The organism is Paenibacillus sp. VMFN-D1, from assembly GCF_003386155.1.
Lineage (GTDB): Bacteria > Bacillota > Bacilli > Paenibacillales > Paenibacillaceae > Paenibacillus_AQ > Paenibacillus_AQ favisporus.
Window position 1 is genome coordinate 92231 of record NZ_QRDU01000008.1, and the last position, 15421, is coordinate 107651.

At 55.2% G+C, this 15421-nt stretch carries 15 protein-coding genes; 8 read left to right on the plus strand and 7 right to left on the minus strand.

Annotation, left to right across the window (positions count from 1 at the left end):
- Positions 1–30: 30 nt before the first annotated feature.
- Genes C7820_RS31665 through C7820_RS31675 form a run of 3 tightly spaced genes read right to left on the minus strand, consistent with a single transcriptional unit; the run spans position 31 to position 3491 of the window.
- The gene (locus C7820_RS31665) at positions 31–1647 is read right to left on the minus strand and encodes a type 2 periplasmic-binding domain-containing protein (protein ID WP_116234413.1); all 1617 of its coding nucleotides are present in this window, start codon (positions 1645–1647) and stop codon (positions 31–33) included.
- A 47-nt stretch (positions 1648–1694) separates the two neighbouring features.
- The gene (locus C7820_RS31670) at positions 1695–2585 is read right to left on the minus strand and encodes a carbohydrate ABC transporter permease (RefSeq protein ID WP_116234414.1); all 891 of its coding nucleotides are present in this window, start codon (positions 2583–2585) and stop codon (positions 1695–1697) included.
- Between the two features lie 12 nt (positions 2586–2597).
- Entirely contained in the window at positions 2598–3491 is an 894-nt protein-coding gene (locus tag C7820_RS31675; RefSeq protein WP_116234415.1) for an ABC transporter permease, read from the minus strand.
- A 410-nt stretch (positions 3492–3901) separates the two neighbouring features.
- On the opposite strand from C7820_RS31675, the gene C7820_RS31680 reads away from it, so the two are divergent.
- On the plus strand, positions 3902–6304 hold the full coding sequence (locus tag C7820_RS31680) for a DUF4091 domain-containing protein (RefSeq protein ID WP_258875633.1): 2403 nt from the start codon (positions 3902–3904) through the stop codon (positions 6302–6304).
- On the plus strand, positions 6301–7470 hold the full coding sequence (locus C7820_RS31685) for a Gfo/Idh/MocA family protein (RefSeq protein WP_258875634.1): 1170 nt from the start codon (positions 6301–6303) through the stop codon (positions 7468–7470). Before C7820_RS31680 ends, C7820_RS31685 begins: the two co-directional genes overlap by 4 nt.
- 103 nt (positions 7471–7573) lie before the next feature.
- Here C7820_RS31685 and C7820_RS31690 read toward each other — a convergent pair whose 3' ends face one another.
- The 3 genes from C7820_RS31690 to C7820_RS31700 form a co-directional block, all read right to left on the minus strand.
- Entirely contained in the window at positions 7574–7900 is a 327-nt protein-coding gene (locus C7820_RS31690) for a DUF5665 domain-containing protein (RefSeq protein ID WP_116234417.1), read from the minus strand.
- Between the two features lie 102 nt (positions 7901–8002).
- Entirely contained in the window at positions 8003–8443 is a 441-nt protein-coding gene (locus C7820_RS31695; protein ID WP_116234418.1) for a YtxH domain-containing protein, read from the minus strand.
- Between the two features lie 38 nt (positions 8444–8481).
- Positions 8482–8739: a GlsB/YeaQ/YmgE family stress response membrane protein gene (locus tag C7820_RS31700; RefSeq protein WP_076176073.1), complete on the minus strand. Its 258-nt coding sequence runs from the start codon at positions 8737–8739 to the stop codon at positions 8482–8484.
- A gap of 323 nt (positions 8740–9062) precedes the next feature.
- On the opposite strand from C7820_RS31700, the gene C7820_RS31705 reads away from it, so the two are divergent.
- On the plus strand, positions 9063–10070 hold the full coding sequence (locus C7820_RS31705; protein WP_116234419.1) for an asparaginase: 1008 nt from the start codon (positions 9063–9065) through the stop codon (positions 10068–10070).
- Between the two features lie 208 nt (positions 10071–10278).
- Positions 10279–11013: a pirin family protein gene (locus C7820_RS31710; RefSeq protein ID WP_116234420.1), complete on the plus strand. Its 735-nt coding sequence runs from the start codon at positions 10279–10281 to the stop codon at positions 11011–11013.
- A 98-nt stretch (positions 11014–11111) separates the two neighbouring features.
- Here the strand turns inward: C7820_RS31710 and C7820_RS31715 are convergent, their stop codons facing one another.
- Positions 11112–11336 (minus strand): DUF1128 domain-containing protein, encoded by a 225-nt coding sequence (locus C7820_RS31715; protein ID WP_076176065.1) that lies wholly within the window; start codon positions 11334–11336, stop codon positions 11112–11114.
- Between the two features lie 173 nt (positions 11337–11509).
- Between C7820_RS31715 and yyaC the strand changes: the two genes are divergently transcribed.
- From yyaC to C7820_RS31735, 4 genes are all read left to right on the plus strand, one after another.
- Positions 11510–12088, plus strand: coding sequence for a spore protease YyaC (gene yyaC / locus C7820_RS31720; RefSeq protein ID WP_116234421.1), 579 nt, complete (start codon positions 11510–11512; stop codon positions 12086–12088).
- Positions 12089–12180: 92 nt separating this feature from the next.
- On the plus strand, positions 12181–12975 hold the full coding sequence (locus C7820_RS31725; RefSeq protein WP_116234422.1) for an alpha/beta fold hydrolase: 795 nt from the start codon (positions 12181–12183) through the stop codon (positions 12973–12975).
- Positions 12976–13168: 193 nt separating this feature from the next.
- Positions 13169–13822, plus strand: coding sequence for a DUF6483 family protein (locus tag C7820_RS31730; protein WP_116234423.1), 654 nt, complete (start codon positions 13169–13171; stop codon positions 13820–13822).
- 39 nt (positions 13823–13861) lie between these two features.
- Positions 13862–15070 (plus strand): class I SAM-dependent methyltransferase, encoded by a 1209-nt coding sequence (locus C7820_RS31735; protein WP_116234424.1) that lies wholly within the window; start codon positions 13862–13864, stop codon positions 15068–15070.
- Positions 15071–15421 lie beyond the last annotated feature (351 nt).

Genomic DNA, 15421 nt, shown 5'->3' on the forward strand with positions numbered 1-15421 from the left:
CATAGGTCGATTTCCGTTGAAAAAAGCTGCCTATTCCTTCTTGTACCGTTCGTAAGCTTGGTTATAGATGTCCATGTAATCGTCCAGCCCCATTTTTTTGAGCGTGGCCACGTAATTGTCCCATTCGGAGAACGGGGCATCCCCCGTCACGAATTTGGTCGTCATTTCTTCGACATAGGCGCTGATGTCGGTTTCAAGCGAGGTGAAGCGGGCCACTTCATCCTGGGTGTAGGTGAATGGAGGCCATACCTCTTCGGGATAGTAAGGCTCGATTTTTTTCGCAGCCTCCAGGTTCGCCGGCGAGCTCTCGCCGCCCTTAAACGTCTTGGCTGTCAGCATCGCCGGATAATATCCGCCGGCCCAGGTGACGTACTTCTTCCCGAATTCCGGATCGGCTTTGTATTCGTCGGTATAGTCCACGGAGCCGTCCGGTTTGACGACATAGCTCTTGTCCTTGATGCCCATGAAGAACATCGTGCTGCCTTCCTCGCTGTAGAAGTAATCCGCCCACCGCATCGTCGCTTCCGGGTACTTGTTGCTGCTGGTGATGGCGAAGGCGCCGGCATCCACGAGCGGGGAGCGCGCCCGGGAGAACAGCCGCTCCCCGCCCGGGCCGGTCAAGGCGTTTGCGCCTGTATAATCGTCTTTATGGTCGCCGAACGTATCGGCATTGGTGTACATAAAGGAGCCGTACAGGCCGTCCTTGCCTTTGGCAAGCACCTCATTGCCTTTGATCGTCAGAATTTCAGGAATGAACAGGTTCTCCTTATACAGCCGGTTCACATACTGCAAAAGCTCCTTGTACTTCGGATCCGCCGGAATAAATCTCAGCTTGCCGGTATCCGGGTCCATATCTACGCGGGGGTGGGTGTTCCCCCGGTTGCCGAGACCCCAAGAGCCCTTCAGCTGATCGAGCAGTCCACCGACTCCGCTGGCTGCGTACGGAATTTCGTCGTTCTTGCCGTTACCGTTCGGGTCGCCTGTCTTGACAGCCTTCAGATACTGATAGAACTCCTCAGTCGTGGTCGGCTCTTTCATTCCGAGAGCGCTAAGGAACTTTTTGTTGATCCACAGCTCCGAGCCGATGACAACGGATTTGAAGTCGGGATCATAGAAGGTGGGGAGGGAGTAGATGTTGCCGTCGGGCATCGTCAGTCCTTTCTTGATTTCCGGATGCTTTTCCATCAGCGCCTTAAAGTTAGGGGCGTATTGGTCAATCAGGTCGTTCAGCGGGATCAGGAGCCCCTGGGCACCGTAGTTGGCCAGATCGACGCTGGTAAACCTCGCCGTATGGAAGGCGTCGGGCAGGTCCCCGCCCGCCAGCAGCAGGTTGCGTTTTTCGGTCAGGCTGTCCACGGGCGTAAGCTGCCAGTTGACGTTGACGTTCGTCTTCGCTGCATATTCCCTCCAAATCTCGACCTTGTTCCAGTCCGGGGGCGCGCTGGCCGCCTGCCCGGCAAAGAAGTTCAGCGTAATCGGCAGCTGCACGATAGGAAACCCGGTTGCGCTAACGGATGATTTACCGCTGTTTTCACCGCCGGGCTTTTCCTCCGCCTGCCCGTTTCCAGAACCCCCGCTGCAGCCTGCGAGGATCCCGGTCACCATCAAAACCGTAGTCAGCAGCTGTGCGCCTTTTTTCCATTTCATACGGATAAGACCTCCCTGAACACATCAAATTTATCGACAAGAGCGGATTAGCCCTTAATCGCGCCGATCATAATGCCTTTGACGAAGTATTTTTGCAGGAACGGATACAGCAGAAAAATGGGGACGTTTGCGACAACCACCATGGCGTATTTAATAATCTCGGCATCCAGAATCTGTTGGTCCTGGCCGATCATGGCCGCTCCGCCCTGAACCATGTTGTCGACTTCCCCCTTGACGAGGATTTCGCGGAGAAACAGCTGAAGCGGAAACTTGTTGCGCTCGGACAGATAAATGAGGGCATTGAAGTAAGAATTCCAGTGTCCAACGCTGTAAAAGAGCAGCATGACCGCAAGAATGGGCATCGACAGCGGAAGGACAATCCGCCACAGCGTCTGCAGATTGCCGCAGCCGTCGATCGCCGCCGCTTCCTGAAGCTCCGGCGGGATGCTCATTTGAAAGAAGGTGCGCATGATGATGATGTTATAAACCGACACGGCCCCCGGTAGAATGAGCGCCCAGATGGTATTGATCATATGAAGGCTTTTGATGAGCAGGTATGTAGGGATGAGGCCGCCGCTGAAGAACATGGTGAACACGAGGATGGCGGTAATGACGCCGCGCCCGGCAAAGTCCTTCCGGGATAGCGGGTAGGCCGCGGCGGTCGTCATGAACAGGTTGATGGCCGTCCCGACCACGGTGTAGAGAATCGTATTGCGGTAGCCGATCAGCACTTCTTCGTTGTGGAAAATTTTGTTGTACCCGGTAAACGTCAAGTCGACGGGAAACAGCCACATCCGGCCCTCGATCACGGCGGAAGGCTCACTGACCGATGCGCTCAGCACATAAATGAGCGGATAAAGCACAAGAACCAGAATGACGGCCAAGGCGGCGTAAATAAATGCCCCCGAAATGCGGTCACCGATCGTTGGATGCTCCACGGGAATCCCTCCTCACCAAAGGCTGGTTTCGTTCAGCCTGCGCGCGGCGGCGTTGACGATCACCAGCAGAATAAAATTCACCACCGAATTGAATAATCCGACTGCGGCCGAGAAGCTGTATTGGGAACCGAGAATGCCGCTTTGATAGACATAGGTGGCAATGACGTCGGAGCTTTCTTTGTTCAGACTGTTTTGCATCAGATAGACCTTCTCGAAGCCGACCCCCATCAGGCTGCCGAGGTTTAGGATCAGCAGGATCACGACGGTTGGCATGATGCCGGGGAGGTTAATGTGCCAAATCCGGCGCAGGCGGCTGGCTCCGTCAATGATAGCGGCTTCATGTAGGCCCGGATCAATGCCGGCGAGTGCGGCCAGATAGATGATGGAACCCCAGCCTGCTGACTGCCAGACACCCGAGAGTACATACACCGTCTTGAACCATTCGGGTTCGGTCAGGAAGGAGATCGGCTCGCCGCCGAACCAGGTGATCAGATGATTGACGACGCCCTTTTGCGGCGACAGAAACATCAGGACCATGCCGACCAGAACGACCATGGACAGGAAATGCGGCGCATAGGTGACGGTTTGGACAAATTTGCGGAAAGAGCGGTGACGGACTTCGTGAATCATCAGCGCGAGGAGCAGAGGGGCCGGAAAACCGACGGCCAGCTCATACAAGCTGATGCCCAGCGTATTGCGGATGAGGCGCCAGAAGTAATAGCTGTCGAAGAAGCGCTGGAAGTGGTCGAGTCCGATCCATGGACTGCCCCAAATGCCTTTGACGGCGACAAAATTTTTGAAGGCAATCTGCAGGCCGAACATCGGATAGTAGTGGAAGACGAGCAAATACACCAAGACGGGAAGGATGAGCAGATACAAATCCCAGTATTTCCTGAACACTCTCATAGCGGCGCCTCCAAACCAATTTAATAACGCGTTATAAAAATGAGCCTGTTTTTAATTCCACATTTTTAGGGTGCAGGACTCAAAAGTCAAGCGTTTTTTGAAATTTAACATAGAAATTACAGTCTGAATAAGGAATTTTAAAAGGATTGACCCCAGATATTTATCATGTTATATTCTACCTGCCATAATCAGGAAAAATAACGTTCGTTACTTTATGTGATCAAAGTACTGCGGAGAAAAAACGTAGACAGGAGGTGTATTTGTAAAAATTACTGCTATCAAAACCAGCTGGGATTTACATAACACGTTATGAATGTTTGGAGGTTGCGGGGCCTTGTCGTCCGGCTGACTCGGAGATGATAGGCCTGCCCAAGGAAGGATCATCATTATGGCTTAAGGAGGCTGTTTGGATGAAAAGGAAAGGGATGATGGCGGTATCCGCCGCCATGCTGCTGGCCGGGATGCAGCTGGGTACAGGCTGGTGGAGCCCGGCGGCTGCGGCTGAGAGCTCCCCGTCGTTTGCGGTGTACGTTCCGACGAACATGGATAAAATTCTCCGGGACGATCCGGTGCCGCAGCAGGCGGCGCCTGTACTTCAGATGGCGGCAGCGCGTAATGAATACGAAGGCGGACAGGTGATTATTCACGCCGGGGAGCAAGCGCTCAGCCGTCTTCAGGTCAGCATCAGCGAGCTGAAGCAGGAGGGGGGCAGCGCCAAGATCGGCAAGGATCAGATCGAGCTGTTTACGGAGCATTACATACAAGTCACGAAGCCGACGACCGGCGCGTATCCTGCCGGCTGGTACCCCGATGCGCTTGTCCCTCTGAACGGGACGCTGCAGGTTGAAGCCGGACGAAATCAGGGAATTTACGTTAAAGTGCATGTGCCGAAAGGGCTGCCTGCCGGAAACTACACGGGGGAGATCACGCTGCATGAGACGGGAAACCCGGTGCGGATCCCGATCTCGTTTACGGTATGGGACTTCGAGCTGACCGATGAAAGCCATGTGGAAACAGCGTTTACCCTATGGGGGGACCAGGTTGCCGCCGCGCACGGAGGAGTCGAAGGGGAAGCTTATTGGAGCCTGCTGGATAAGTATTACTGGGCATCGGTCGAGGAGAGGCTGACCCCGAGCTACCTCCCGGTGCCGACCGGCGACGTGGAGGAATTCGTCCGGAGAGCCGAGCCTTATATTAAGAATCCGAAGGTATCCGCCTACCGGCTGCCGGTGTATACCAAAACCGACGGATCGATAGATGTACCGAAAATCAAAGCCTTGGTCGATCTGCTCCGCTCCAAGGGGCTGCTGGACAAAGCCTACTTCTACCCGAGCATGGTGGATGAACCGGGACCGGCGAGGTATCCTCAGGTCGTCAGCATCGCCGAGCAGCTGAGGGAGGCGGCACCGGACGTGCGCAGCTTTAACACGACGCAGCCGGTCGATGAGCTGACGGGCAGCGTTCATTCGTGGGTGGCGCTCGTCAATAAATACGACGAGAGCTTTGCGCATCAGCTCCAGGCAAGCGGGGATCATGTATGGTGGTATACGAGCGTCGTGCCGAAGGATCCGTTCCCGACCTACCATACCGACGATGATCTGCTGGGCAGCCGGCTGCTGTCCTGGGAGCAGAAGGATTACGGCGTGGAAGGCACGCTGTACTGGTCGACGACCATTTTTCAGAAATGGAACGGCCAGAAGTACGTCCCCCGGGACGTATGGACCGATCCGATCGCCTTCCCTGGAGCGAATGGCGACGGTTATTTGTTCTATCCCGGTTATGATCTGGGCATCGACGGACCGGTACCGACGCTGCGGCTGGAGAATCTCCGCGAAGGCGCGGAGGATTACGAATACTTGTGGCGGCTGGAGCAGCTTGTGAAGCAAACGGCTGCAGCCTTGGGCTTGGGAGACGAATTCGATGCGCATGACGTGCTTCAGCCGTTCTTCGACGAGCTGTACACGAATATGCGGGATTATCCGGAGGAGCCGGAGCGTCTGCTGGAAGTACGCAAAGAGGTGGCGGGCCTCATTGCGCAGCTCGCAGAGGATCCCCAGGGCGTCCCGCTGGTCACAGTCCGCAAACCGGACGAATCGAGCCGGACGTTCTCCGTTTATACGGCCAAAGGAGCGCAGGTGCAGATTGACGGAGAGCTCCTGGAGGCATCCGATACCGGCGCAGGCTACGACAAATTTGAGCGGACTTTAACGCTTGAGCCGGGGATGCATGAGGTAGAGATAGCGGTAACGAAGGATGGAGAGCCGAAGACTTCCGTACGCAAACTGCAGGTAGCTGAGAGCTATCCGTACGCGGCTCCGCTGAACGAGGCGGATTCGGAAGCCGACGTGGCCCGCTGGACCAAAACGGGCGTAACGCTTCACCTGACAGATGCCTTCTCGACCAGCGGCGGTCAAGGGCTGCAGGCCGATTTTGCCTCGGTCGTAAAGTTTCCGAACATCCGCCTGTTTGGCGCGGGAACCGGGTTTGCGTCCGCCGACTGGTCTTCCTATGGCGCGCTGCAGTTTGACGTCCGGAATCCGAATCCTGACCGGACCGCGGTCTTCTATGTGAAATTTCATCAGACGAACGGCAGCTCGGATGATACACACTTTGTCTCGGTGCCGGCGGGACAGACGCGGACGATCACCGTGCCGCTGCGGGAAGTGCGGCTGGATTTGACGCAGATGAAAGGCATCGAGCTGTGGATGTTCCAGCTGGAGCAGCCGTTTAGGTTGTACTTTGACAGCTTCCGGCTCACCTCGAAAACTCCAGGCGGCACAATGGTTCCTGGTTCGGAACAGGGAGCTGGATGATGCGGCTCGGCGTGATCGGCTACGGGTTTCGGATCAGCTTGATGATCCGAGAAATGGAAGCGTTTGTCCCGGGACTGCATGTTGCCGCCGTGACTGACGTCAATCCGGATCAGGTGAGGCACCGAATGGGACCGCTGGCTGCCGCCAAGTGGGACCCGCGGTTTTACGCGCAGGCTGATGACATGCTGGAGAGGGAAGCACTGGATGCCGTTCTGATCGGCACCCGCTGCAGCCTGCATGCGGAAATGGCCGTCAAGGTGCTCGCCCGAGGCATTCCGCTTTTTCTTGAAAAGCCCGTGGCCATCCAAATGGCCGACTGGACCAGGCTCTACGAGGCTGCCCGCCAATCCGCATCGCCAGTCGTCGTCTCGTTCCCGCTCCGGATGGCGGGGATCGTTCAGCTGGTGAAGGAAATCGCCGATTCGGGCAAAATCGGCACGGTGGAGCATGTTCAGGCGGTGAACAACGTCCCCTACGGCGGGGTCTATTTCCACGACTGGTACCGTGACGAGCAGGAAACGGGCGGTTTGTTTCTGCAGAAGGCTACGCATGATTTTGACTATATTCACCATATCATCGGCGGGACTCCTGTCCGAATCGGGGCCATGACCTCTAAGAGGGTATTCCGTGGTGATAAGCCGGCCGGTCTGCGCTGCTCCGCGTGCATGGAGGGGGACTGTGCCGAAAGAGTAACTGCCGATGATTCCGGCTCCGGGATTCAGGATTACTGCTGTTTCGCCCGGGACACGGGTAACGAGGATTCGGGAAGCGCCATGCTCATGTACGACAGCGGTATGCACGTGAGCTATTCGCAGAACTTCTTCGCCCGCCGGGGTGCGGCAAGGCGCGGCGCCCGGCTGCTGGGCTACAAAGGGACGCTCGAGTTTGATTTTTACACGCAGACGGTTCGGGTCGATCTGCATCATGCGCCACAGGTCGAGACATACCAGCTTGAGGCGAATGGCCGCCATTTTGGCGGGGACGCCGCGCTGGCCGGCCACTTCGTCGAAAGGTTAGCAGGCCAGGCTGCGGCGGGCCCGGATCTCGAAGCCGGTCTGCGGAGCGCCCTGATCTGCCTGAAGGCGAGGGAGTCGGCTGAGACGAGCGCCTTTCTGGAGATCGAACCGGTCACCCTCGCGTTGAACGAAAAACCGGCACCTTCATAACGCCAAAACGGATGGCCCGGATTCCCCGGAACCATCCGTTTCTTTTTCAATGAATCGTCGACTGACGTTCTTCTTATCCCGTAAAGTATCATGAAACGATCCGTTACTGCGATTTGTATTGGCTGATGTAATCCTGCAGGTTGGCGATGTATTGGCCGATCACCGGCATATCGACAAATAAGCTTAAAACGTATCCGAGCAGGCCAAGCACCACAAAGGTTCCAAGAGACAGGCCAAGTCCGCGGGACAAGCCGGCCGTAAAGTTGGTGATCAGCCGCTTCTTGGTGTTCGTATAGTTTTCGATCATATCTTGAAGCTCGGACCGCTCCAGGGAATCGGCAATCTGGTCAAGGCGGTTGTTCAGCCTCTTCACTTCGTGCCTTAGCTCAAAAGGATGTTCATCCACGTCATAAGGATTGGCTTTGCTCATCAGAATCCCTTCCTTCTTCAGCCGGTATTCCGGCTTTAATGATCACGGACCTGTGCACGAAAATAGCCAGCTGGTCAGCTGGCTATCGGGTGAATCGGCAGCTTAGTAAGAAGTCTTATTAAGCTCCCGGCGGATATCGCTGGATGCATCGGCTGATTTGTCCATGACATCCTTCGAAGCGCTTTTGACATCGTCTGCAACGTCGCCGGATGCGCTCTTCATGTCATCCGCCACGTCGGCCGAAGCCTGCTTGACGCTTTCCATAATCGTATTTTTGCTTTCGTTGACGGATTTGGCGAGATCGGTCGTCTTGGACGATACCGTCTTGGCCAGATCCGTTGCCTTTTCCGTCACGACGGAGGCCACTTCCTTCGTCTTGTCGGTAACGACGCTCAGCTTGTCGGAGAGATCCCCGCGCAGCTCGCGTCCGGTCTTCGGCGCAAACAGCAGCGCCGCTGCCGCCCCCAGCAAACCTCCGATAAATACGCCCTTCAAGAAGTTGCTTCCGCTTTGAACCGGATATTCCGTCTCTGCTTTATTCATACCAATCACTCCTTAATTTATTATTGGTGTATATCAATTTAGGTGGTACGCGAGAACAAGCGGCTGATCAAGCCAAGGATAAAGACGAAGATCGCCGTCCCGAGAATCGCCGGAATTACGGCGAAGTTACCGATGACAGGACCCCAGTCGCCGAACAGCCAAGCTCCAACCCATGCGCCAACAAAGCCAGCGATCATGGCGCCGATCACGCCTCCCGGCATGTTGTGTCCTGCGATGGCATCACCGATAATCCCGATAATGATGGCCATGACGATACTGATGATAATACCCCACATGACGATCGCCTCCTTCTTTATAAGGTTTGATAGTACTCTCTAAATGCTGTGACATGGTGTCAACGCGTCGATCTTACTTCGTATATAAACGGTGAGAAATGGTGTGAAACAACAGATGTGAAAAAGGAAGATAATCAGCGAAATATGGGGAATGATTTCGAATACATGGGATAATATTAATGAATTGGCCATTTAGGTGGCTTTACAAATATCGTGGAGTGCACATCTTTTTTAAACCGGAAATGAGCCTGCAGACTATCAACTTTATTATGCATTGAATAAGTTGTATCATAGGTAGGCAACAAGAAAAGGAGAGAGGCTGTATGGACGCTTTATTGGTGAAAGAGTATCGGGCCGGAATCGTGGAAAGTACCCATTATGGACATATATGTATCGTAAATGATCAAGGCGAGGTGTACGCGTCGGCGGGAGATCCCCATTTTGTCACCTTTACGCGTTCGGCGGCCAAGCCGCTGCAGGCCATTCCCGGGATCCGGGCGGGGATCGCGGATTATTACGGGCTGACTGAAGAGGAAATCGCCATTATGGCCGCTTCCCATTTGGCAGAACCCCGGCATATCGAAGTGCTGGAGAGCATTCAGCGGAAAATCGGGGTGGATGAGGAGCAGATGGTGTGCGCGCCGACATATCCTCTAAGTGAAGACAGCAAGGAGCACACCATTCGCGAACAAGGACACAAGCGGCGCCTGTACCACAATTGTTCCGGAAAGCATTTGGGGGTGCTGGGCTACAGCCGGATGCGGCATAACCCGGAGGAGACGTATGCAGAACCGGATCATCCTGCGCAGAGGGAAATTCTGGATGTGATTGCAATGATGAGCGGCATGGAAGCGGAACGGATTGGACTCGGGACGGACGGCTGCGGCTTTCCAGTTTTTGCGCTGCCTTTGTCCGCCATGGCTAACGCTTATGTGAAGCTGGCCTGCCCGGACCTCATTCCGGACGAACCGACGCGGACGGCCGTGAGAACGATCACAGCGGCCATGAACCATTATCCGGCCATGGTCGGCGGAACCCGCCGGGTGGACACATTCATTTTGCAGGATCCGAACATTGTCGCCAAAGGCGGCTTCAAAGGCGTGTACTGTTTCGGTCTGAAAAAGGAGCGGCTCGGCATCGCCCTGAAAATACTGGACGGATCGGAAGAAGAATGGGGCTGGGTGGTCGAATCCATTCTCCAGCAGATCGGGTATGATAGCCGCCGTCTTTTGGAGGGCCTGCGATCCGAATTTACCAAAGACATCTACAATGATGCCGGCCGGAAGGTAGGTCACGCTGAATCCGTATTTACGCTGGAGCGGTCCCGCTAGAGGCAGAGGTGCCTGTCTGGATTGATATTATAGAAGTAAATGAATGCCCTTGGAGGAATCCTTGGCCCCCGCTGCGCGCAGTGCGGGGCTTTTTCATGTACAAGCCGTCTTTGGCGGCTAGAACGAGGGTGGGTTGATTAGCCCCTCGAAGTTGGGGGTAAGAATTACATATTCCAATAACATATGCAGTTCATGGAGGTGGATGGAAATGATTAAAGTAGTGACTTCAGCGGAGCGCCATACGTCGGAGCGGGGATGGATCCACAGCGAATTCAGCTTTTCGTTTGCCGATTATGATGATCCGAGCAATGCGCATTTTGGCTGCTTATTGGCCCATAACGACAATCAGCTAAGTCCGAAACAAGGCTTTAAGAAACATCCTCATCATGATTTGGAAATCGTCAGCTACGTCATCTCCGGCACGCTTGAACATAATGACGACATGGGAAATCAGGTTCAGCTGCCGGCGGGGACCGTTCAAGCCATGAGCGCAGGGTCCGGTGTGATGCACTCCGAGACCAATCCGTCGGAAGAGGAGCCGGTCCGCTTTCTGCAAATGTGGTTCCTGCCGTCCACACCGGGCCACAGGCCCGCATGGAAAGCTCACCATTTTCCGAGGCAGGACAGGCTTAACAAGCTGGTTCCGCTTGTCAGCGGATCGGCGGAAGGGTTGCCGAAGTCCCCGGATGCGCTTCACATCCATGCCGACGTGTCCATCTGTTTTCCGATCCTGGAGACCGGGCAGGAATTGGTGTTCCCGCAAAAAGAGGACCGCAGGACGTTTCTGTTCCTGATTTCGGGTCACCTGGAAATCGGCTGCGACGACGGGACATTCCATCTGGAGCCCGGAGACTCGGCCAGGGTAAAAAAATCATGCGATCTTCATATTAAAGGAACAAGCAGCGAAGGAGAGTCTGAATTTGTACTGGTGGATATACCTTAATTGCTGTCCCTTGACGGAAAAGCCCCCGGATGTTCCGGGAATCGACTGATTACAGCGGTTCCGGATATCAGGGGGCTTTCGAAATGTAAAGGGTAGCCTTACGCTTTACGCAGACGTCCCAGCTCTGAGACCAGCGCTTCCACCTCGGAAATACTCAGATTGTCCTTGGACATCACCAGGTCGTAGACGTCCTGGATGTCCTCGTACCGGTCGACGGAGAACGCTGATGCATTCATGGCTGCGCCGCTGGCCATTCTTAGCTTCGTTTTAATGCCTTCAATCATATACTCTATATTTTCAGGTGTCTTTTGGGATAAATCCATGTCAAGCGCCCATCCTTTCCTGTGCCTAAGCTTGTGTTCTATTGTAGCATGTCTTCACGTCCGTTACTCTGTTTTTTTGTCCCATCCAGAAGCTCCCGTTTTCCAACCGGATCATTTTGCAGTAAAATCATTCTATCGAATGAAGAATGGACGAAGCAGGGAGGAGGCCAGGCATGTCATTTCAAGATCCCCACCACATCCGCGGCACCAAGCGCAGCAAGCAGATGAACGCGCAGGGGCTGACCGCGTTTTTCAGGCAGATTCATGAACGCCATCCGCTGGATAAAATCACTTTTGTGTGTATCGGCACCGACCGGTCCACCGGGGATGCCCTCGGCCCGCTGACGGGAAGCGGATTGGTCCTATACGGCGTCCCGAATGTCATCGGCACGCTGTCCTCTCCTTGCGACGCGCACAATTTGGAATCGGCCATCGCAGAGATACCGGCGGACCATACCGTTGTCGCGGTGGACGCCTGTCTGGGACATCCGGGTTCGGTCGGAAGCTACTTGCTGTCGGACGAGCCGCTGCTCCCCGCCAGATCGGTGGGCCGTATGCTGCCGGCCGTCGGGCATTACAGCGTGGCAGCCGTCGTCAATGTCAACGGGCCGCGGCCGTATTCGACGCTGCAGATGACCTCGCTGTACCAGGTCATGTCGATGGCCGGCCAGATCGCGTCTGCCGCGGCGGAAGGATTCGGACTCAGCGGGGCGGAGGCAGAGGCCCGTTTCAAGTTATGGCCTTTGGCTTAATAATATACATAATTAATATATGCTTCATTTTTGCTAATCTATTACGATCATACCGGTGAAATTCAAGCTGATATAGAAAGAAGGATGTCATCATGGAAAAATTGATTTGTGACGGTCATACCCTTTGTTACACCGATCATGGCCAAGGTGAGCCGATTGTGCTTCTCCACGGCTTCTGCGGAAGCTCCGAATACTGGGATCTTTTGGTTCCGCTGCTGTCGGGCAGCCACCGGTGCATCGCGGTCGATCTGCGCGGCCATGGGCACTCGGACGCCCCGCTCGGCGCCTACTCGTTGGAGCAGATGGCGGATGATGTCCTGAAGCTGCTGGACGAGCTCGACCTGCCGAAGGTGACGCTGCTCGGCCACTCGATGGGCGGATATGTGACGCTATCCTTCGCACAGCGTTACGCATCGCGGCTGAACGGATTCGGCCTCATCCATTCTACGGGCTATCCGGATACCGAGGAAGGCAAGGAGAAGCGCCTGAAGGCAGTCAGCACGATCCAATCGGAAGGCGTTACCGCATTTATCGACGGGTTGATCCCCGGGCTGTTTGCACCTGATGCAGACCAGACTCATCCTGAGCTCATCCAACGGGCCAAGGAAATCGGTTATTTGACACCGCCGCAGGGAGCGGCGGGGGCCGCCCTCGCCATGCGGGAGCGCCCGGACCGGCGGGACGTCATGTCAGCGACGGTGCTGCCGCTGCTGCTGGTTGCCGGAGAATATGACAGCGTCGCGCCGCCGGAGAAGGTGTTCACGGTGGATAAGCCGAACGTGACCCAAGCCGTGATCCAAGGGGCGGGCCACATGAGTATGATGGAAGCCCCGAAGGAACTGGCGCGGGTAATCCTTCAATATATGCAGCAGACGAAAAACGCATAATCCGTATGACTCAACCGGAAGCCGGACCCAGGCTTCCGGCTTTTTCTTTTCCCCGGGTCTACCCTATGCCGGCTCCGGTCTGGCCCCTCCCTTTTTCTGATGAGTCCTGCAAGAACTGGCTTTGACCTCCCGAATGCCTTACAATCAAAGGGAAGCTGACAAGCTGATCTGAAGGAAGGACGGAGGACGATCCATGTTCCGCAAAGATTACCTCGTACAGATGGTTGAAGATATGGTCGAAATGGTTGGTAAAGTGTTCGGATTGAAACAGCAGAAGAAATATGCCGAAGCCCTATGGGAAATCGACGATCTGCTCAGCAAGAACTTCCGTCTCAATACCCGTCTGTTAAATTCCTTATCCGTAGAAGATATTATTGATATGTTTCGCCTGAGCGGCGGCGTGGAGGCAGACAAGCTGCAGACCGTAGCCCGGCTCCTGCAGGAGGAAGGCGGCGTGTACAAAGACATGGGAGAGGCGGATGAGGCGCTCAGACGTTTCATGAAATCGCTCCACCTCTATCTATACGCCGACCTGAACGGGGCTCAGCGCTCCATGCTGCAGCTGCAGGACCGCGTGGCGGAGCTGAAGGACGAAGTGAAGGGATACCGTCTTCCGGTCAAGACCGAGAAGATTCTGCTGTCCTACGAGGAGAAGGAAGGCCGGTTCGACGAAGCCGAGAACGTGCTCTTCCGGCTGCTCGATCAGCGGGAAATCACGGAAGACGAAGGTATTTCCTTCTATGAAAGGCTGCTTGAACGGGAAGACGAAGCCCTGAATCAAGGAGGGCTCCCGCGCAGCGAAGTGCTCGAAGGCATGGAGACGCTGCGGCGCAGAATCAATGCCTGAAGCGAGCCTTATCTTAAGTTGAAAGCGAGATGTACTCTCTTGGAAGCATTACGCAAATTGATTCACGACATCATCGGGGAGTCGACTTTGATTACTGCGACGTTAAGCCAGCTTCGCAAACGTGAGGGAATTTCTTTCACCAAAGTCCAGATCAAACCCGTGGAATTAAAGAAAAAAGTGCATTACCAGCTGGCTTATGTTCATCCCAACAAAGTGGTGCATCAGAATCTGACGGCCGCAGAGGCCGAGCAGACGATCATAGAGCTGTTCGAGCAGACCTTCCGGCAGGCGCTGATCTGCACGCCCGAGGCGGACTACCAGATTCTGATCAGCAAAAAATATAAAGTATCGATCCTGACCAAGTCCCCGACCAAAACGACGGCGGATCTGGCGCATAACCGCAAGAAGCAGTACGTGCTGGAAGAAGGGGAGCCCGTACCCTTCCTGGTCGAGCTCGGCATTATGAACGAGCAGGGCAAGGTGCTTGCCCGCAAATACGATAAGTTCAAACAGATCAACCGCTTCTTGGAAATGGTCGAGGACATCCTTCCCTCTCTTCCTGACAGCCGTCCGATCACCATCGTGGATTTTGGCTGCGGCAAATCGTACCTGACCTTCGCCCTCTATCACTATTTGGCGGTCCAGGAGCGAAGGGTGCTGAATGTTGTCGGATTGGATCTGAAGGCGGATGTCATCGAACACTGCAGTATGCTGGCGGAAAAGCTCGAATATCAAAATTTGCGGTTTCTGGTCGGTGACATTGCGGATTATGACGAATTGGAGCAGGTCGATATGGTCGTCACGCTGCATGCTTGCGACACCGCGACCGATGCCGCTCTCGAGAAGGCGGTCCGCTGGAACGCCCAGGTGATCTTGTCGGTTCCGTGCTGCCAGCATGAGTTGTTCTCCCAAGTGAAGAACGACGCCCTGTCACCGCTCCTGTCGCACGGCATCCTGAAAGAACGCTTCTCGGCGCTCGCGACCGATGCCATTCGGGCCAAACTGCTGGACTTGATGGGTTATAAGACGCAGCTTCTGGAATTCATCGATCTGGAGCATACGCCCAAGAACATTTTGATCCGCGCGGTTAAAGGCAGCAGCGGCAGCCGGAATCAATTGTGGCAGGAGTATACCGCGTTCCGCGATTTGCTCAGCGCTTCTCCTTATCTGGAGAAGGCATGTGCCGATTTGCTGCCCGAAGGCTCACTCCGGCAGGAGCATGAAGAGAATGGCACCCGCCAATCGTAAACAAATATGCAGTTCAAATAGGCAGACGATATGAAGCGCAGCTTCCATGATCGCAGTGCACAGGACGAAGGCTCGGCTTTTGGGCTGCCCGTTTCGGCAAGTTAGCTTGGGGAAATACTGGCTAACAGAACGAGTGAACGGGAGCGTGAAATGTAGAGCATGAAAGAGTGTGCACGGTGGATGATGGGGGCTGCGCTGTTTGCCGTGATGGCGGCTGCGGTCTGGCGTTCCGGCTTGTATTTTTCGACGGATCTATACCGGGTTTGGCTCGGCTTTGGCCTATTCTGCGCCGGGGCGGGCGGATGGGGGCTGTACCAGCTCTGCAGGGGCCAGCCAGCCGAAGGGCCGATG